Here is an 18552-nt window from a genome sequence, read left to right as displayed (position 1 = left end):
GTACCAGCCATATATCCGAATCATTTACGCTTAATATGAAACCATCTCCATATAATAGAGGTTATTCAATAGGCTGCTTATTCGGTGTCCCTGGTTTTCTTGGGTATTTTTTAGGAGTCTTCTTCACTTTTTTTACAGTAATGATGTTTCTTTCACTATTTTCCTCTGGCAATGTGAAAGGATGAATTTCTTCAATTTCTCCGCCTAATGTAAAAATGGCCTTTTTCCCTGTATCCATTTCATCTTGTGCACTAGCCGCTTTCATGGCAATGAACGTCCCGTTTGGCTTAACAAGCGGCAAACATAGTTCACTTAAAACGGACATCCTGGCTACCGCTCTTGCCATGACAATATCATAGGATTCGCGATGCTCCGGTTTTTGGGCGAAGGTTTCCGCCCGGTCATGATAGAAGGAAACTCCCTTTAATTGCAAGGACTCAGCAAGGTGATTCAAAAAAGAGATTCGCTTATTCAAAGAATCCACAATCGATACGTGGATATCAGGGAAACAAATCTTCAATGGAATACTCGGAAATCCGGCTCCAGCCCCAACATCGCAAATTCGATATGACTTGTTAAAGTCGAAATAGAAGGATGCGCTGATTGAATCATAAAAATGCTTTAGATAAACTTCTTCCTTATTAGTGATGGCTGTTAAGTTCATCTTTTCGTTCCATTCCACCAATAATCGATAATAAGTGTCAAACTGATCAAGCTGGTGAGGAGAAAGCTCGATCCCTTTCTCCTGCAGTGCTTGTTGGAACTGTTCAATATTCATGTTTTCTTCAATCCTTTTCGGGTATTTCCATTACTGAGATACTCTGGCAATTTTACCTTGTTCCAAATAAACAAGCAAAATGGAAACATCAGCGGGATTCACACCGGAAATTCTTGAAGCCTGAGCTACTGATAGCGGGTGGACCTGCTTTAATTTTTGACGTGCTTCCGTTGCTAGACCAGAAATTGCATCATAATCGATATTCTCTGGAATCTTTTTATTCTCCATTTTTTTCAGGCGATCGACTTGCTGTAGAGATTTTTCGATATAACCTTCATACTTGATCTGGATTTCGACCTGTTCCGTCACTTCATCGCTCAGTTCGACATCACTTGGCGCCAACTTTTGAATATGGGAATAATCCATTTCAGGCCGTTTCAATAAATCAGAGGCACGGATTCCATCCTTCAACTCACTGCCGCCACTTGCTGTAATGATTTCTTGTACCTCTTTAGTCGGTTTGATGAAATTTGATTTTAGTCGTTCCTTTTCCATTTCAACCGCTTCTTTTTTCAAAAGGAAACGATTGTAGCGTTCTTCTTGGATCATTCCGATATTGAATCCAATTTCCGTTAAGCGCAAATCGGCATTATCATGACGCAATAATAAACGATATTCTGCTCGTGAAGTAAGCAATCGGTATGGTTCATTCGTACCTTTCGTTACAAGGTCATCAATGAGAACACCAATATAGGCATCCGAACGGCTTAAAATCAGTTCTTCTTTACCTATTGCGTTCAATCCTGCATTAATACCGGCCATCAATCCTTGTCCTGCTGCTTCCTCGTAGCCGGATGTCCCATTAATTTGGCCAGCAGTATACAGATTTTTGATTTTTTTCGTTTCCAGTGTAGGCCAAAGCTGCGTAGGAACGATAGCATCATATTCTATTGCATATCCAGCACGCATCATTTCCGCCTTTTCGAGGCCTGGAATGGTTTGTAGGATTTTCACTTGTACATCTTCAGGCAAACTGGTAGATAAACCTTGCACATAAACTTCCTTTGTATTGCGACCTTCAGGTTCCAGGAAGATTTGATGCCGTGGTTTATCATTAAAACGGACGACTTTATCTTCTATCGAAGGACAATAACGAGGTCCAGTTCCCTTTATCATTCCGGAATACATTGGTGAACGGTGTAGATTATCATCAATGAGCTGATGTGTCCCCTCATTCGTATACGTTAACCAGCAAGGTAATTGATCAGTGATGAACTTTGTGGTTTCATAAGAAAATGCACGTGGCACTTCATCACCAGGCTGAATTTCCGTTTTGCTGTAATCTATGGAAGAACTATTGACACGTGGTGGTGTTCCCGTTTTAAAACGGACCAAATCAAATCCTAACTGCTCTAAATGTTCAGATAGCCTGATGGAAGGCTGTTGATTATTAGGACCGCTTGAATATTTCAGTTCCCCTAATATGATTTCACCGCGTAAATATGTTCCCGTCGTTATTACGACAGTTTTCGCACGATACACCGCACCCGTTTTAGTGATTACACCCGTACAAACGTCATTTTCAACAATTAATTCTTCTACCATTCCCTGAATCAATGTCAAATTTTCTTGGTCTTCTATCGTCTTTTTCATTTCTTGTTGATAGAGAAATTTATCTGCCTGCGCCCGCAACGCTCGAACAGCCGGACCTTTAGCAGTATTCAGCATCCTCATTTGGATATGGGTCTTATCGATATTTTTTCCCATTTCACCGCCTAAAGCGTCAATTTCCCTAACAACTATACCTTTTGCCGGCCCACCAACGGACGGATTGCATGGCATAAAGGCGACCATATCCAAGTTAATGGTGATCATCAACGTTTTAGCTCCGACTCTTGCAGCTGCAAGGCCAGCTTCACTACCAGCATGACCAGCACCAATAACAATGACATCATAGCTACCTGCTTCGTATTGCATATCCTTTTCCTCCTTTTACGCTTATTTTCCTAAACAAAATTGTGAGAACAATTGGTTGATTAAATTATCCTGAACGCTTTCACCAATGATTTCTCCAAGAAGCTCCCATGCTTTCGTGAAATCAATTTGAACCAAATCAACCGGCGTACCCATTTCAATAGCTTCGATTGCGTCTTCGATTGACTGTAATGCCTGTCCTAGCAAGGCTATATGCCTGGCATTGGAAACATAGGTCAGGTCTCCCGTTTCTAAAGAACCCTCAAAAAATAGTGAAGCGATGGCTTCTTCCAATTCATCGACCCCTTTATCCTCAAGTAAAGAAGTGGAAACAACCTTATGGGATGCCGCCTTTTCCTTAACCTTTGCCAAATCGATTTTCTGTGGAAGGTCGGTTTTATTGATGATAACGATAACATCCATTCCCTCAACCGCTTGGAATAGTTTTTCATCTTCCGTTGTAAAATCATCAGAATAGTTCAATACAAGTAATATTAGATCAGCCTCTTTTAATACTGCACGGGACCGTTCAACTCCAATTCGTTCAACGATATCTTCCGTTTCGCGTATTCCTGCTGTATCGACAAGTTTAAGCGGTACACCGCGAACATTGACATACTCTTCAATTACATCACGTGTTGTACCTGGGATATCAGTGACAATCGCTTTATTCTCATGAACCAAGCTGTTCAGCAAAGAAGATTTTCCAACATTAGGGCGCCCTATGATAACCGTCGCAAGCCCATCCCGCAAGATTTTCCCTTGTTGGGCCGTGTGAAGCAGTTTCTCTATTTCAGTCTTCACATAACTGCCTTTTTCCAAAAATAAACGATGCGTCATTTCTTCGACATCATCATATTCCGGATAATCTATATTTACCTCGACTTGAGCGAGGGTCTGTAAAATTTCTTGACGTAGGTTTTGGATTAATTTCGAAAGCCGGCCTTCCATTTGACCTAATGCAACATTCATGGCTTTATCCGTTTTAGCCCGGATTAAATCCATAACGGCCTCAGCTTGAGAAAGATCGATCCTGCCATTCAAAAAAGCCCGTTTCGTAAATTCACCAGGTTCTGCTAAACGAGCACCTTGTGAGAGAATGAGCTGTAATACCCGATTGACCGAAACGATTCCACCGTGACAATTTATTTCAACTACATCTTCTCTTGTAAATGTCTTTGGACCCTTCATGACCGAAACCATGACTTCCTCTATGATTTCACCTGTTTTAGGCTGGATTAGGTGGCCATAATGAATCGTATGTGATTTCACTTCAAGCAATCCTTTTCCACCTGGTCCTTTAAAGATCCTATCGGCTATTTCTATGGCCTCATCACCGCTGATTCTAACGATGGCGATTGCCCCTTCCCCTAAGGGAGTAGAGATAGCGGTGATTGTATCGAATTCCATGCTTTCACCTCTTATATATTGATGTTTCTATTTTTTTCTGATAATAAAATCGTCGAATCCCTAAATTACTACAATACCACAGTATATTCATGAAAAAAAGTAGATACTCCTTCCTTTCAAGGGTTATCCACATGCAATGAATCCATATTCTGTAACATTCATTTTAACTTATCCACATGTGAATAACAAATATCGCCAGCCTCCCTTTATTCCATTCCCTTTTCTATATCATGGGAATATAAAAAGAGTTGTCAGTTATTGTTGAATTATCCTTATATAAAAAGATATTCGACACACATCGATATTATGTCCTAAAAAAAAGAACCCCTGCTTTAAAGCAGAAGGTTCATTTGAGTGGAGTAATGACCAAATGGCGATATGGTTCCGTCCCACTTGAAGTTGTTTTTATTTTTGGATAATGCAGGAGAGCATTATGGATGACCTTACGTTCATAGGAAGGCATCGGCTCCAGTGAAACAGCCTTACCTGTTTTCTTGGCTTTAATTGCCATTCTTTCAGCCAATTGGATTAAAGTTTCATTGCGGCGATTTCGATAATCTTCTGCATCCACAGTAATATTCAAAAACTGCTTCGAATATCGATTTGCAACCAGCTGCGCTAAATACTGAAGGGAATTTAGTGTTTGACCCCTTTTTCCAATTAATAATGCTATTTTCTCACCTGATAAATGGAATGTTACGTTCTTACCTTTACGGTGGACATCAATTTCTGCATTGACTCCCATTTCCACGCTGACATTCTTCAAAAATTCAAGTGTCTCTTCAATGGGATCGGCAGGCAATGTCACATGGACAATTGCCTTCCTTGCACCAAATAAACCAAAAAATCCTTTTTTGCCTTCATCTTCTATTTCTATCTCCACGCGATCCTTAGTGCTGTTCAGTTGAGCTAAAGCTAAATTTACTGCTTCTTCGACAGATTGTCCTGTAGCAGTTACCTTTTTCACTTTTTCTTTGCCCCTCCCGCGTTTTCCGCAGCTGCTTTTCTAAGATCCGGACCTTTAATGAAATATGTTTGAACGATACCAAAAAGGTTACCTACTACCCAGTAAAGAGAAAGAGCAGCGGGGAAATTAATAGCAAAAACAACAATCATAATTGGCATGATGTAAAGCATCATCGTCATTTGTGCCGCCATTTGTGGATTGGAGTTCATTCCAGCCATGGACATTTTTTGCTGGATAAAAGTCGTAATACCAGCAACAACCGGTAAAACATAAAAAGGATCCGGGGAACCTAAATCAAACCAAAGAAAACTATGTAAAGCAATTTCTTCCGTACGGCTGATGGCATGGTAAAATCCGATCAAAATCGGCATTTGCACCACTATCGGCAAACATCCCGCCAATGGATTCACATTATATTTTGAAAATAAAGCCATTGTTTCTTGTTGTAGTTTTTGTTGTGTGGCAGCATCTTTTGAGCTGTATTTTGCTTGAAGTTCTTTCATCTCAGGCTGAATGGCCTGCATTGCTTTCGAGCTTTTCACCTGTTTGATCATTAGTGGAAGTAATGCTAAGCGAATGATTAATGTAACACCGATGATTCCCAAACCATAATTCTCGCCAAATGCTTCAGAAAGCCAAATGATCAGGGCTGATAATGGATAGACAATGTATGAATTCCAAAAACCTTCACTATCCGCAGTAATAGGTTCTTTAATTTCCGTACACCCTGCTAACAGCATCATTATCGAGGCTAGTCCAATAATGAGTAATATTCGTTTTTTCAACCGTAATTTCCTCCTAACTGCAATCAATCTTTTTTGAAACAATTGTGAACTGTTTATTAGCAGATTTCAAGAATAAGTAATCCGCATTTTTCTACAGTTCCAATAGGAATTTTCTATATTATCTTTTCTCAAGTAACTACATGATCCGAGGAATGCTTAGTATTCGATATAAAGGGGATTTTATTGTTTTTTCATTTTAAAGTTTAGTGATTTAGAACGTTTCAGGACGTGGATCAAGCTGCTTTTCACCTGGAAAAAGTCCATCTCCGCCGCTGGTTTTCGAGCAATCACAATATAATCCTTACCCTCTTCTATATCTTCTTTCAATTCCAAAAACGCTTGCCGTATGTATCTTTTAATTTGGTTCCTTACAACGGCGTTCCCGATTTTTTTACTGACTGAAAGGCCGATCCGAAAATAATCCTGACCTGGCTTTTCAAGGACATAGACAACGAATTGCCGATTAGCAGAAGATTCACCTTTTTTAAAAACAAGCTGAAATTCATCCTCTTTCTTAATCCTTAACTTTTTTTTCATTTTTACACCTTCATTACATGAATTGAGTCTCAGTAAATCCCTTATTTTGCGAAAAAAGACCACTGAGACTTTTCAGTGGTCTATGCAGATAATACTTTTCTGCCCTTACGGCGACGTGCTGCGATTACTCTACGTCCGTTTTTCGTGCTCATACGTGCACGGAAACCGTGAACTTTACTATGTTTGCGGTTATTCGGTTGATAAGTTCTTTTCATTATATGACACCTCCCTGAGGAATAACAGTTAAAGACAGTCTTTACAATTATATAGATGGAGGTTTCTACTTGTCAACCTCATCCAAAAAAATATTTCTTTTTAATGCTCAATGTCCAGTAGGTCTTTTTTTACTACCTAGCCTATTGTAAATGATTTTGCTCCGAACTGATATAGAAATTTTTGGGGAGAGGAAAATTTCCATCGATTCATCCACGAATAAATATATGAGATTCCCGAGGTATCTTCAATTGACCGACTAGCATTCGACATAATTTGGACGAACCTAAACCATCTTCAATATGTATCATTCGATTTTTATCAATGTAGGTTTTCCAGCTTGAACAACTTAGTTCATCCAAAAATAAAATTAAATTAATCCAACTCATAATCATGGTCTGTGGATAAAATTCGACATGTTTTTTTCTATCCACAACCCAATTTATAGACTTTTGCACATAACAATAGCCTGTGGAAAAGTTTTTCCCACAGGCTCGGTAAGTTGTGGATAAAGTTTTCTAACCCATTGCAAGACGCCTGAATTTCTGATATTATATTTGTGTTTTCACTCTGAATAACTTTATCAACAGGTAACGGTTATCCACAGACTGTGTATAACATGTGGATAGCTTATTCGACCTGTGTATATTAATCTGTCCACAGATGGTGGATATTGTCGAAAACCCTTTTTTCTTCTTTATTATATATTTCTCAAAATACCTGTTGATGAATAAACATCCAAATCTACACCGGCTTACCAGATGTAGTCTGTACAAAGGTTGTACAGCGCAAGATATAGTTTTAGGGACTTCACATTACACAACACAAAAATCCCTTATACAGCTCACCGAACCTTTGCTGTCAAAATTTATATAAAGACGGCAATCGATGAGTTTATTTGTGCCTATACATTTTAGAAACTATTATTAAAAATATTTTGCAAAGGAGGGATAAGTTTGGATAATATCGATAGCCTCTGGAACCAGGCGCTCGGAAAAATCGAAAAAAAAATCAGTAAACCAAGCTTTGAAACTTGGCTTAAATCCACCAAGGCCTATTTACTGCAGGGTGATACATTAACAGTCACCGCTCCCAATGAATTTGCCAGGGATTGGCTTGAAGAACGCTATTCCCATCTTATTTCTGATGTATTGTTTGAGCTTACAGGTGAGGAATTGGAAGCAAAATTCATCATTCCCCCCAATCAAGAAGATGATGATTTTACCGTTCCTGTTCAGCCTAAAAAGATTAAGAAACGGGATAAAGAGCATGCTGCATTTCCACAGCATATGCTGAATGCAAAAAATACCTTCGATACATTTGTCATCGGCTCCGGCAATCGTTTTGCCCATGCCGCGTCTCTCGCTGTCGCAGAAGCTCCAGCCAAAGCTTATAATCCCTTATTTATATACGGAGGCGTAGGCCTTGGGAAAACTCATTTAATGCATGCAATCGGGCATTATGTTCTTGAGCATAATCCAAATGCAAAGGTCGTTTATTTATCGTCTGAAAAATTCACGAATGAATTCATAAACTCCATCCGGGATAATAAAGCTGGGGAATTTCGAGATAGATACCGGAGTGTAGATGTTTTATTAATTGATGATATTCAATTTCTTGCGGGAAAAGAACAAACCCAAGAAGAGTTTTTCCATACATTCAATGCGTTGCATGAAGAAAGCAAACAGATCGTCATTTCCAGTGACCGTCCACCAAAAGAGATCCCTACACTTGAGGATCGCCTCCGTTCCAGGTTTGAGTGGGGTTTGATCACGGATATCACACCTCCTGATCTAGAAACGCGGATTGCCATTTTGCGTAAAAAGGCAAAAGCTGAGGGTCTTGATATCCCGAATGAAGTCATGCTCTATATTGCCAACCAAATCGATTCCAATATTCGTGAACTTGAGGGTGCACTTATTCGTGTCGTCGCTTATTCTTCATTAATTAATAAAGATATAAATGCCGATTTGGCAGCTGAAGCATTAAAAGACATCATCCCAAGCTCAAAGCCTAAAATAATCACCATCTTAGAAATCCAGAAGACGGTCGGTGAACATTATAGTGTCAAACTTGAGGATTTCAAGGCGAAAAAACGGACTAAATCCGTAGCCTTTCCAAGACAGATTGCCATGTATCTTTCCAGGGAATTAACGGACTCATCCCTGCCTAAGATAGGAGATGAATTTGGAGGTCGCGATCATACGACCGTTATCCATGCGCATGAAAAGATTTCTAAACTCATGCAAACGGATACCCAGCTTCAACGTCAGGTTAAAGAAATACAGGACCAGCTGAGGGTATAATCGATTCTGGATATTGTGTATAACTGACGACTACTTACACACAGTCTGTCCACAAGTGGATAGACTGTTTTTCCTTAGGTTGAGTGGACTTATCCACATATCAACAGGCCCTACTACTATTACTACTATCTTTTTTAATAAAAATTATTAATAAATATGCCTATTCGGCAATAAAAAAATTGGAGGATGAAACATGAGATTTATAATCCAAAGAGATCGATTAGTTCATAGTGTCCAAGAAGTAATGAAAGCAGTCACATCAAGGACGACGATTCCGATTCTGACGGGAATAAAAATAAGCGTTACTAGTGAAGGTGTCACTCTAACAGGAAGTGACTCAGATATCTCCATCCAATCATTCATCCCAGCTGAAGTTGACGGAGATGAGATTGTTGAAGTTAAAAGTAGCGGCGGTATTGTACTGAATGCCCGTTTTTTCAGTGAAATTGTCAAAAAGCTACCGATGGATACTGTAGAAATTGAAGTGGAAAACAACTTTCAAACGATTATCCGCTCAGGTAAAGCTGAATTTAATCTAAATGGACTAGATCCTGAGGAATATCCACATCTTCCGATCATTGAAGAAGAAAATATTTTCAAACTTCCAACGGATCTTTTAAAGACCCTTATTCGCCAAACGGGTTTTGCAGTGTCCACGTCAGAAACACGTCCCATCTTGACAGGTGTAAACTTAAAGGTTCAAGATGACGAATTGACCTGTATTGCAACAGATAGCCATAGGCTGGCCATGAGAACAGCCAAAATAGAAAATAAAATTACAGGGACTTATAGCGTTGTAATCCCAGGTAAAAGTCTGAATGAGTTGAGTAAAATCCTTGATGATACAAACGAACTCATTGAGATCGTCATTACCGACAACCAAGTACTTTTCAAAGCTGAAAATTTACTATTTTTCTCAAGACTTCTTGAAGGGAATTACCCTGATACATCACGCTTGATTCCATCAGATAGTAAAACGGATGTGATTGTTCATACTAAAGATTTTCTCCAAGCTATCGATAGGGCTTCTTTATTGGCGAGAGAAGGAAGAAATAATGTCGTCAAATTGACAACCCTGGAAGGCCGTATAATCGAAGTCTCTTCCAATACCCCTGAAATTGGTAAAGTAATTGAAGAGGTTCAGGCAGAAGCCATTGAAGGTGAAGATCTGAAAATCTCATTCAGTGCCAAATTTGTAATGGATGCTTTAAAGGCATTGGAAGGTTCCGATATAAAAATTAATTTCACCGGTGCAATGCGACCGTTCGTCATTCGTCCACTACATGATGATTCCATGCTGCAATTAATTCTGCCGGTAAGGACTTATTAAGCAAAAATAATATTTCAAAAAAATTAAAGGCTTGTTTAGCAGGCCTTTAATTTTTTTATTTTTAACATAGGTTCCCAAAGGGTTTTTAGGGTTTTTTAAATACCGTACGGAACTCAGAACCGCTAAAAACAAGAGCTGAAAAAGCTATACTTTGTCTTAATGGGATTAATTTAGTAAAATGAAGTATTAAAAGACTACTTGGAAATGAGTGAAGCATGAAATGGACTCCATAAAAATCAGCACAGAATATATTACACTAGGACAATTCTTGAAATTGGCCGATTTAATCCAAAGCGGCGGAATGTCAAAATGGTTCTTAAGTGAATACGAAGTTTACATTAATGGCGAATTAGACGTGAGAAGAGGCAGAAAATTAAGATCAGGTGATAAAATAGAAATTCCTGGATTTGGCACCTACACAATTACAAGCTAAAACATAAGGGAAGAGCGGAATATGTATATTGAAAATATAAGTTTGAGAAATTACCGCAACTATACCGAACTGAATCTGACTTTTGAAAATAAAGTCAACGTAATCCTCGGCGAAAATGCTCAGGGGAAAACAAATGTCATGGAATCCATTTTCGTTTTAGCAATGGCAAAATCTCATCGTACCTCAAATGATAAAGAACTTATTCGCTGGGATGAAGAGTATGCTAAAATAGAAGGAAGAGTTAGAAAGAGAAATACCTCAATACCACTTGAGCTGACCATTTCAAAAAAAGGGAAAAAGGCGAAGTGCAACCATATTGAACAAAGAAAGTTGAGTCAATATGTAGGAAATATGAATGTGGTCATGTTTGCGCCTGAGGATCTAAACCTTGTAAAGGGGAGTCCTTTAGTCAGACGCCGTTTTATAGATATGGAAATTGGCCAGGTTTCTCCCGTATACCTTCATGATATGAGCCAATATCATAAAATACTTCAACAAAGAAATCATTACTTAAAGCTTCTGCAGACCCGGAAACAAACGGATACGACAATGCTTGACGTGTTAACTGACCAATTTATTCAGTATGCAGCGAAAATTGTCGAAAGAAGGTACGAGTTTCTTTTAAAGCTCCAGCAATGGGCAGAGCCGATTCACTCGGGGATCTCCAGAAATCTAGAAGTATTGAAAATCCAATATAAACCGTCGCTTGATGTATCAGAATCTATGGATTTGACGAAAATGATAGAAGTATACACAGAAAAATTTGATAAAATAAAAACAAGGGAAATTGAACGGGGTGTAACACTGGTAGGTCCTCATCGTGACGACCTGGTTTTTTTTGTGAATGACCGTGATGTCCAGACATATGGTTCACAAGGACAACAACGTACAACTGCCCTGTCATTGAAACTTGCCGAAATTGAGCTGATCCATGAAGAAATCGGCGAGTATCCCATTTTATTATTGGATGATGTGTTATCGGAACTTGACGATTTCCGTCAATCCCATTTACTGAATACGATACAAGGGAAAGTGCAAACATTTGTGACGACACCCTCCGTTGATGGAATCGATCATCAAACCCTAAGAGAAGCGTCCACCTTTTATGTTAGTCAAGGAAGTATAAAAAAGGTTAAATGATGAGGTGAATGAATGTATCTCCATATTGGTGAAGACATTCTTGTGAAAACGGACGATGTCATAGCCATTTTAGATAAGAAGCTGCTCCAGGCTTCTCCAATCATGAGTGAATTTCTGGAGAAAAAGTCTGATGTAACTTACCATTTAGCAAAAAACTCGGTTAAATCGATTGTGGTGACGGATAAACAGGTCTATTATTCACCGCTTGCATCGTCCACTTTAAAAAAGCGTTCAATGCAGCCATCGTTCTTGATCGATGATATAGATATTCTTTGAATTGTAGCCATAACGTAATAATTACTCCTGAAAAATTGATAAATGCCAAAAGAAAAGTGTAGGTGATACGTATGACAATGGAACAAAAAGAAGTACAAGCTCAGGCATACGATGAGAATCAGATACAGGTTTTAGAAGGCTTAGAAGCAGTTCGTAAACGTCCGGGGATGTATATCGGTACTACCTCTGCAAAAGGACTTCACCATCTTGTTTGGGAAATTGTCGATAATAGTATCGATGAGGCACTAGCTGGTTTCTGTACTGAAATCAAAGTGACGATCGAAGAAGACAATAGCATAACAGTAGTCGATAATGGTCGGGGTATTCCAGTAGGTATCCATGAAAAAATGGGACGGCCAGCTGTAGAAGTAATTATGACGGTCCTTCATGCGGGCGGTAAATTTGGCGGCGGAGGTTACAAGGTCTCCGGTGGTCTGCATGGTGTGGGAGCTTCAGTAGTAAATGCTTTATCCACCGTATTGGAAGTTTATGTTCATCGTGAAGGAAAAATCCATTATCAGCAATTCAACCGTGGGGTTCCTAAAGAAGATTTGAAAGTTATCGGGGAAACCGATCATACAGGTACGACTGTACACTTCATTCCTGATGGTCAAATTTTCACGGAATCCTTGGAATATGATTTTGATACATTAGCCACACGTATCCGTGAGCTTGCGTTCCTGAATAAAGGCTTGAAACTGATCATTGAAGATAAACGTGAAGAGGAAGAGAAAATCAGGGAATACCACTATGAGGGCGGCATCAAATCTTATGTCGAGCATTTGAACCGTTCAAAAGAGGTCCTTCATGAGGAACCGATTTTCATGGAAGGCGAGAAAGATGGAATCTCTGTTGAATTAGCATTGCAATATAATGACAGCTATATCAGTAATGTCTTTTCTTTTGCTAATAATATCCATACTTATGAAGGCGGTACACATGAATCAGGATTCAAGACTGCTTTGACCCGTGTCATCAATGATTATGCACGGAAAAATAGTCTTTTAAAAGAAGCCGATTCCAATTTCTCCGGTGAAGATGTCCGGGAAGGTCTAACGGCAATCATTTCGATTAAGCATCCTGAACCACAATTTGAAGGTCAGACGAAAACCAAACTGGGAAACTCTGAAGTAAGGACGGTTACTGATTCCATCCTTTCGGAACGGCTTGATTCTTTCTTATACGAAAATCCTGCAGTGGCCAGAAAAATTATAGATAAAGGGCTTATGGCAGCAAGAGCCCGTATGGCAGCCAAGAAAGCCCGTGAATTGACACGAAGGAAAAGTGCTTTGGAAGTATCCAATCTACCGGGGAAATTGGCAGATTGTTCATCTAAGGATCCGGCTATCAGCGAATTGTACATCGTTGAAGGAAACTCGGCGGGAGGCTCTGCTAAACAAGGAAGGGACCGCCATTTCCAAGCCATTTTGCCGCTAAGAGGTAAAATCCTGAATGTTGAAAAAGCACGATTGGATAGAATCCTGCACAATGAAGAAATAGGTACGATCATCACAGCACTTGGAACAGGCATTGGTGATGAATTCAATATTGAAAAGGCTAGATACCATAAAATTGTTATCATGACCGATGCGGATGTGGATGGTGCCCATATCAGAACGTTGATGTTGACATTCTTCTACCGTTATATGAGAAAAATTATCGAGTATGGATATATATATATTGCTCAGCCGCCACTTTTCAAAATTCAGCAAGGGAAAAAAGTGGATTATGCCTATAATGATCGGCAGCTTGAAGAAATCATGGCTAGTATGCCAAGTACACCAAAGCCTAACCTGCAGCGTTATAAAGGGCTGGGGGAAATGAATCCAGAGCAATTGTGGGAAACGACCATGAACCCAGATACAAGAACTCTACTTCAAGTCAGTTTGAAAGATGCTGCCGAGGCAGATGAGACTTTCGAGATGTTGATGGGTGACAAGGTGGAACCGCGACGTAACTTCATTGAAGAAAATGCAATTTATGTAAAAAATCTCGATATCTGATTTTTTGACAGGATGCTTTTTACATCCTGTTCTTTACATAGTGCACGTACAGTTAAAACTAAATGAGAGTATAAGCTTTTTATAGGAGGTTGGCTCCATGTCAGAAAATGAAAGATCAGGTGTAAAAGAAATAAATATAAGTACCGAGATGCGGACATCATTTTTGGATTACGCGATGAGCGTAATCGTGTCTCGGGCTTTGCCTGATGTAAGGGACGGTTTAAAACCGGTACACCGAAGAATTCTTTATGCAATGAATGATCTTGGAATGACTTCGGATAAACCATTTAAAAAATCAGCCCGTATTGTAGGGGAAGTTATCGGTAAATATCACCCGCATGGTGATTCTGCCGTATATGAAACGATGGTACGGATGGCGCAGCCTTTTAACTATCGTTATATGCTTGTCGATGGTCACGGGAATTTCGGTTCGGTTGATGGAGACCAAGCTGCCGCAATGAGGTATACAGAAGCAAGAATGTCGAAGATCTCGATGGAGTTACTTCGCGATTTAAATAAAGATACGGTTAATTTCCAGGATAACTACGATGGTTCAGAAAGAGAACCAGCCGTTATGCCAGCCCGTTTCCCGAACTTGTTAGTGAATGGTTCATCAGGTATAGCAGTAGGGATGGCAACCAATATTCCACCCCATCAATTAGGTGAGGTAATCGACGGCGTATTGGCTTTAAGCAAGAATCCTGAAATTACAATTCCAGAGTTGATGGAATATATCCCTGGTCCGGATTTCCCGACCGCCGGTTTAATTTTAGGACGAAGCGGAATCAGGAAGGCCTATGAAACTGGAAAAGGGTCAATCATTCAACGGGCGAGAGTCGAGATTGAAGAAAAACCTAATGGAAAACAGGTAATCCTTGTTAAAGAAATCCCTTATCAAGTAAATAAAGCAAGATTGATTGAAAAAATTGCAGAACTTGCTCGAGATAAGAAAATCGAAGGCATTACCGATTTACGGGATGAATCGGATCGTAATGGCATGCGTATCGTAATGGAGCTTCGAAAGGATGTTAATGCAAATGTCCTTTTAAACAACCTGTATAAGCATACTGCAATGCAGACAACCTTCGGAATCAATCTACTTGCTTTGGTGGACGGTCAGCCTAAAGTGCTGAATTTAAAACAATGCCTACACTATTACTTAGAGCATCAGCAGGTAGTCATACGGCGTAGGACTGAATTTGAATTACGGAAAGCGGAAGCCCGTGCTCATATTTTGGAAGGTTTGCGCATTGCACTTGATAATTTGGATGCGGTCATTTCATTAATCCGTGGTTCCCAAACGACGGAAATTGCCCGTGAAGGCTTAATGACACAATTTTCGCTTTCCGAGAAACAGGCGCAAGCTATCCTGGATATGCGTTTACAACGTTTGACAGGTCTGGAACGTGAAAAAATAGAAGATGAGTATCAGGCTTTAATGGCTATAATTGCAGAATATAAAGCCATTCTTGCTGATGAGGAAAAGGTTCTTGAAATTATTCGTGAAGAGCTTCTTGAAATTAAAGAACGTTTTGATGATAAACGGAGAACTGAAATCACATTGGCCGGCTTTGAAAGCCTTGAAGATGAGGATTTAATTCCAGAGGAAAATATAATCGTGACACTGACGCATAACGGTTATATTAAACGCTTGCCTGCAACCACGTACCGCAGTCAAAAACGCGGAGGGCGCGGGATACAGGGTATGGGAACGAATACAGATGACTTTGTCGGTCACTTGTTAACCACTTCGACTCATGACACTCTATTATTCTTCACTAACAAAGGTAAGGTCTATCGTTCCAAAGGATATGAAATACCTGAATATGGTAGGACGGCAAAAGGGTTGCCGCTTATCAACTTGTTGGAAGTCGATAAAGGTGAGTGGGTCAATGCAATCATACCGGTGAAGGAATTTGCTGACGATTGGTATTTATTCTTCACGACCAGACATGGGATATCGAAGCGTACACCTTTGTCGTCGTTTGCAAATATCCGTAATAACGGTTTAATTGCCCTAGGTTTACGTGAAGATGATGAATTGATTTCTGTCCGTCTTACGAATGGAGAGAAGCAAATCATAATTGGAACGAAAGCCGGGATGATGATTCGTTTCCCTGAGACGGATGTACGGACAATGGGACGTACTGCAGCGGGAGTGAAAGGGATTTCCTTAAGGGCCAATGATGAAGTGGTCGGCATGGAAATTCTTGAAGATGATGAAGAAGTCCTTATCGTTACGAAAAACGGCTATGGAAAACGGACCTCTGCGGAAGAGTACCGTATTCAAAGCCGTGGAGGCAAAGGGATAAAAACATGTAATGTCACTGAGAAAAATGGTGAACTTATAGCTGTGAAAACAGTAACGGGTGAAGATGAGGATTTGATGCTGATTACAGCAGCTGGTGTATTAATCCGAATGGAAGTCGAAGGCATTTCTAAAACGGGACGTAACACACAGGGTGTTAAGCTCATCCGACTCGAATCCGCAGATAATGAATATGTTTCTACGGTAGCCATCGTTGGAAGAGAAGAAGAAGAAGAAGAAATAGATATGGATACAGAACAGGGTCCAACAATAGATACGGATTCTGATTCTGATTCGGAACCTACTGTAATCGAAGAAAATGAAGTAACTGAAAAAGATACGGAAGAATAATTCTTCCATAAAAAAAGACCCTGGCAATTATGCTGGGTCTTTTTTTTTGTATTAGATGCTTTTACAAAAAAATATACTACAGTGCTTGGGTGTGGGTAAAAATTCTTATGATTTGAAGTAAATTAAAGATTGTAATGCTAATAAATTGAATTTTTTTAGGGATTTAATCGAAGGCTGCATACTCTCGAAAGAGATTAGAGGTCTTTCGGACCGCCCAATAATGTATGAAAAAACAATATTGCCCAGGGGTTAATTGAGGCTTTGCAAGCTTTTTTAATACATGAGGTAAGTGTTGAAAAAACTTTGATTGATGGAAAGAAATTTTTACCGAAAGAAGTAATAGATCCTTATTTGGGTGAAATGGAAGAGTCATCGGATTTTATGGATTTGTATCTTGAGTCAGTACAAACATATAAACGATTATTTAAAAATTGGCAAGCGGGCAGTAAAGTCGATGTGGCCATGATTCGTTTAATCCTGGTTCCTTTAATGGACAAAGCTTTAGAGGAACCAGGAAACATTTTGATGCTGCACCACTATTGCAATAAAGAAGACTATGTATACCATCATGCCATTTCAATTGGATTGATAGGAGGATATATTGAATATTAAATGAAATGTAATAGGGCGGATGTCTACCAGGCCGCAATTGGCGGATGTTTGGCAGACTGCGGGATGGCAAAGCTGCCACCTAGGTTATTAAATAAAACGGAAAGTCTAACTGCCGAGGATTATGAGGAGATTCACAATCATCCTATTTTCAGCTACAAAATGATAAAAGATAGTTCAAGTATTAAGGATAGTGTGAAGATAGCCGTTCTAGAACATCATGGAAGATTAGATGGAACGGGTTATCCCCAAAGGTTGAAAACAAAGTCCATGAACTTATTCTCAAAAATCATCGCTGTTGCAGATGTCTTTCACGCCATGACTTCAGAAAGGACATATAGAAAGAAACAGTCACCATTCAAGGTTTTAGAAATGATCTTCCATGATGACTTTGGTAAATTTGATATTGGAGTAGTAAATACCCCTGTTATCAGGATTCGCTAACTTTTCTATGGGAAACAAGGTCAAACTAAACAATGGATTCATCGCTGAAATCATTTTTATTGATGCCAGCTCGTAAACAAGACCGATCATCAAGGTGAAAGATAGTGATCAAATAATCAATTAAGGGTTAAATCGTGAATTATATATAGAAGAAATACTATAATGCTAAAGAAAAAGTTTACTCCTAAAAAGATAAGCTTTTTCTTGCTATTAGGTGGACAACCAAATTTATTGTTATCTATGGATTCATGTATTTTATTTATTTTAAAATAACTCTTGCTTTTATTTCTGATACTAGATATAATAACTAAGTCGACAGCGAAAGAATAAAGTTGTTGACAAAAAATAATATAGTTGATATATTATTAAAGTTGTTTCTAAACGAACGATACAAATTGCTCTTTGAAAACTGAACAAAACAAAGCGCCAACGTTAAATTTTAAGTGAGCACACACTATTAAAAAAGCAAAATGAGCAAGTCAAACATTTCTTCGGAGAGTTTGATCCTGGCTCAGGACGAACGCTGGCGGCGTGCCTAATACATGCAAGTCGAGCGAATCGATGGGAGCTTGCTCCCTGAGATTAGCGGCGGACGGGTGAGTAACACGTGGGCAACCTGCCTATAAGACTGGGATAACTTCGGGAAACCGGAGCTAATACCGGATACGTTCTTTTCTCGCATGAGAGAAGATGGAAAGACGGTTTCGGCTGTCACTTATAGATGGGCCCGCGGCGCATTAGCTAGTTG

Annotated in this window: 16 protein-coding genes and 1 rRNA gene (1 of these 17 cut by a window edge); 10 read left to right on the top strand and 7 right to left on the bottom strand. The window is 39.4% G+C overall.

Annotated features, from left to right (window positions below; genetic code table 11):
* Nucleotides 1–61 precede the first annotated feature (61 nt).
* From rsmG to rpmH, 7 genes are all read right to left on the bottom strand, one after another.
* Nucleotides 62–778 (bottom strand): 16S rRNA (guanine(527)-N(7))-methyltransferase RsmG, encoded by a 717-nt coding sequence (gene rsmG, locus QUF94_RS00505; protein ID WP_289314135.1) that lies wholly within the window; start codon nt 776–778, stop codon nt 62–64.
* A gap of 30 nt (nt 779–808) precedes the next feature.
* Nucleotides 809–2695, bottom strand: a complete 1887-nt coding sequence (gene mnmG / locus QUF94_RS00500) for a tRNA uridine-5-carboxymethylaminomethyl(34) synthesis enzyme MnmG (protein WP_289314134.1) — start codon at nt 2693–2695, stop codon at nt 809–811.
* A gap of 21 nt (nt 2696–2716) precedes the next feature.
* Nucleotides 2717–4102, bottom strand: coding sequence for a tRNA uridine-5-carboxymethylaminomethyl(34) synthesis GTPase MnmE (gene mnmE / locus QUF94_RS00495; protein WP_289314133.1), 1386 nt, complete (start codon nt 4100–4102; stop codon nt 2717–2719).
* 346 nt (nt 4103–4448) lie between these two features.
* Complete coding sequence (jag, locus tag QUF94_RS00490; protein ID WP_289314132.1) at nt 4449–5069, bottom strand: RNA-binding cell elongation regulator Jag/EloR; 621 nt, start codon at nt 5067–5069, stop codon at nt 4449–4451.
* Nucleotides 5066–5854, bottom strand: coding sequence for a YidC family membrane integrase SpoIIIJ (gene spoIIIJ, locus QUF94_RS00485; RefSeq protein WP_289314131.1), 789 nt, complete (start codon nt 5852–5854; stop codon nt 5066–5068). Before spoIIIJ ends, jag begins: the two co-directional genes overlap by 4 nt.
* 180 nt (nt 5855–6034) lie before the next feature.
* The gene (gene rnpA / locus QUF94_RS00480) at nt 6035–6391 is read right to left on the bottom strand and encodes a ribonuclease P protein component (RefSeq protein ID WP_063234313.1); all 357 of its coding nucleotides are present in this window, start codon (nt 6389–6391) and stop codon (nt 6035–6037) included.
* 80 nt (nt 6392–6471) lie between these two features.
* On the bottom strand, nt 6472–6606 hold the full coding sequence (gene rpmH, locus QUF94_RS00475) for a 50S ribosomal protein L34 (RefSeq protein ID WP_034316183.1): 135 nt from the start codon (nt 6604–6606) through the stop codon (nt 6472–6474).
* A gap of 954 nt (nt 6607–7560) precedes the next feature.
* On the opposite strand from rpmH, the gene dnaA reads away from it, so the two are divergent.
* The 10 genes from dnaA to QUF94_RS00425 form a co-directional block, all read left to right on the top strand.
* Nucleotides 7561–8910 (top strand): chromosomal replication initiator protein DnaA, encoded by a 1350-nt coding sequence (gene dnaA, locus QUF94_RS00470; protein ID WP_289314130.1) that lies wholly within the window; start codon nt 7561–7563, stop codon nt 8908–8910.
* A gap of 193 nt (nt 8911–9103) precedes the next feature.
* Entirely contained in the window at nt 9104–10240 is a 1137-nt protein-coding gene (gene dnaN / locus QUF94_RS00465) for a DNA polymerase III subunit beta (protein ID WP_289314129.1), read from the top strand.
* A 220-nt stretch (nt 10241–10460) separates the two neighbouring features.
* Nucleotides 10461–10673, top strand: a complete 213-nt coding sequence (gene yaaA / locus QUF94_RS00460; RefSeq protein ID WP_289314128.1) for a S4 domain-containing protein YaaA — start codon at nt 10461–10463, stop codon at nt 10671–10673.
* 21 nt (nt 10674–10694) lie between these two features.
* Nucleotides 10695–11813: a DNA replication/repair protein RecF gene (gene recF, locus QUF94_RS00455; RefSeq protein WP_053348304.1), complete on the top strand. Its 1119-nt coding sequence runs from the start codon at nt 10695–10697 to the stop codon at nt 11811–11813.
* A gap of 12 nt (nt 11814–11825) precedes the next feature.
* Nucleotides 11826–12089, top strand: coding sequence for an extracellular matrix regulator RemB (remB, locus tag QUF94_RS00450; RefSeq protein WP_289314127.1), 264 nt, complete (start codon nt 11826–11828; stop codon nt 12087–12089).
* 77 nt (nt 12090–12166) lie between these two features.
* Nucleotides 12167–14092, top strand: coding sequence for a DNA topoisomerase (ATP-hydrolyzing) subunit B (gyrB, locus tag QUF94_RS00445; protein WP_289318248.1), 1926 nt, complete (start codon nt 12167–12169; stop codon nt 14090–14092).
* Between the two features lie 97 nt (nt 14093–14189).
* Complete coding sequence (gyrA, locus tag QUF94_RS00440; RefSeq protein WP_289314126.1) at nt 14190–16751, top strand: DNA gyrase subunit A; 2562 nt, start codon at nt 14190–14192, stop codon at nt 16749–16751.
* 261 nt (nt 16752–17012) lie between these two features.
* Nucleotides 17013–17363 carry a hypothetical protein gene (locus QUF94_RS00435; RefSeq protein WP_289314125.1) on the top strand — a complete coding sequence of 117 codons (351 nt, stop codon included), beginning with the start codon at nt 17013–17015 and terminating at the stop codon, nt 17361–17363.
* Nucleotides 17364–17804 (top strand): HD-GYP domain-containing protein, encoded by a 441-nt coding sequence (locus tag QUF94_RS00430; RefSeq protein ID WP_289314124.1) that lies wholly within the window; start codon nt 17364–17366, stop codon nt 17802–17804.
* A 488-nt stretch (nt 17805–18292) separates the two neighbouring features.
* Nucleotides 18293–18552 (top strand): 16S ribosomal RNA (locus tag QUF94_RS00425); it runs 1291 nt beyond the window's last position.

The organism is Peribacillus sp. NJ4 (assembly GCF_030348345.1).
Lineage (GTDB): Bacteria > Bacillota > Bacilli > Bacillales > DSM-1321 > Peribacillus.
The sequence above is the reverse complement of the archived record's forward strand: the minus strand, read 5'-3'. Positions and strand labels throughout refer to the sequence as shown.

Coding starts and splice junctions, on each gene's coding strand:
- rsmG (WP_289314135.1), bottom strand. CDS start 778: ATGAATATTGAACAGTTCCAACAAGCACTGCAGGAGAAAGGGATCGAG.
- mnmG (WP_289314134.1), bottom strand. CDS start 2,695: ATGCAATACGAAGCAGGTAGCTATGATGTCATTGTTATTGGTGCTGGT.
- mnmE (WP_289314133.1), bottom strand. CDS start 4,102: ATGGAATTCGATACAATCACCGCTATCTCTACTCCCTTAGGGGAAGGG.
- rnpA (WP_063234313.1), bottom strand. CDS start 6,391: ATGAAAAAAAAGTTAAGGATTAAGAAAGAGGATGAATTTCAGCTTGTT.
- rpmH (WP_034316183.1), bottom strand. CDS start 6,606: ATGAAAAGAACTTATCAACCGAATAACCGCAAACATAGTAAAGTTCAC.
- dnaN (WP_289314129.1), top strand. CDS start 9,104: ATGAGATTTATAATCCAAAGAGATCGATTAGTTCATAGTGTCCAAGAA.
- yaaA (WP_289314128.1), top strand. CDS start 10,461: ATGGACTCCATAAAAATCAGCACAGAATATATTACACTAGGACAATTC.
- recF (WP_053348304.1), top strand. CDS start 10,695: ATGTATATTGAAAATATAAGTTTGAGAAATTACCGCAACTATACCGAA.
- remB (WP_289314127.1), top strand. CDS start 11,826: ATGTATCTCCATATTGGTGAAGACATTCTTGTGAAAACGGACGATGTC.
- gyrB (WP_289318248.1), top strand. CDS start 12,167: ATGGAACAAAAAGAAGTACAAGCTCAGGCATACGATGAGAATCAGATA.
- gyrA (WP_289314126.1), top strand. CDS start 14,190: ATGTCAGAAAATGAAAGATCAGGTGTAAAAGAAATAAATATAAGTACC.
- QUF94_RS00430 (WP_289314124.1), top strand. CDS start 17,364: ATGAAATGTAATAGGGCGGATGTCTACCAGGCCGCAATTGGCGGATGT.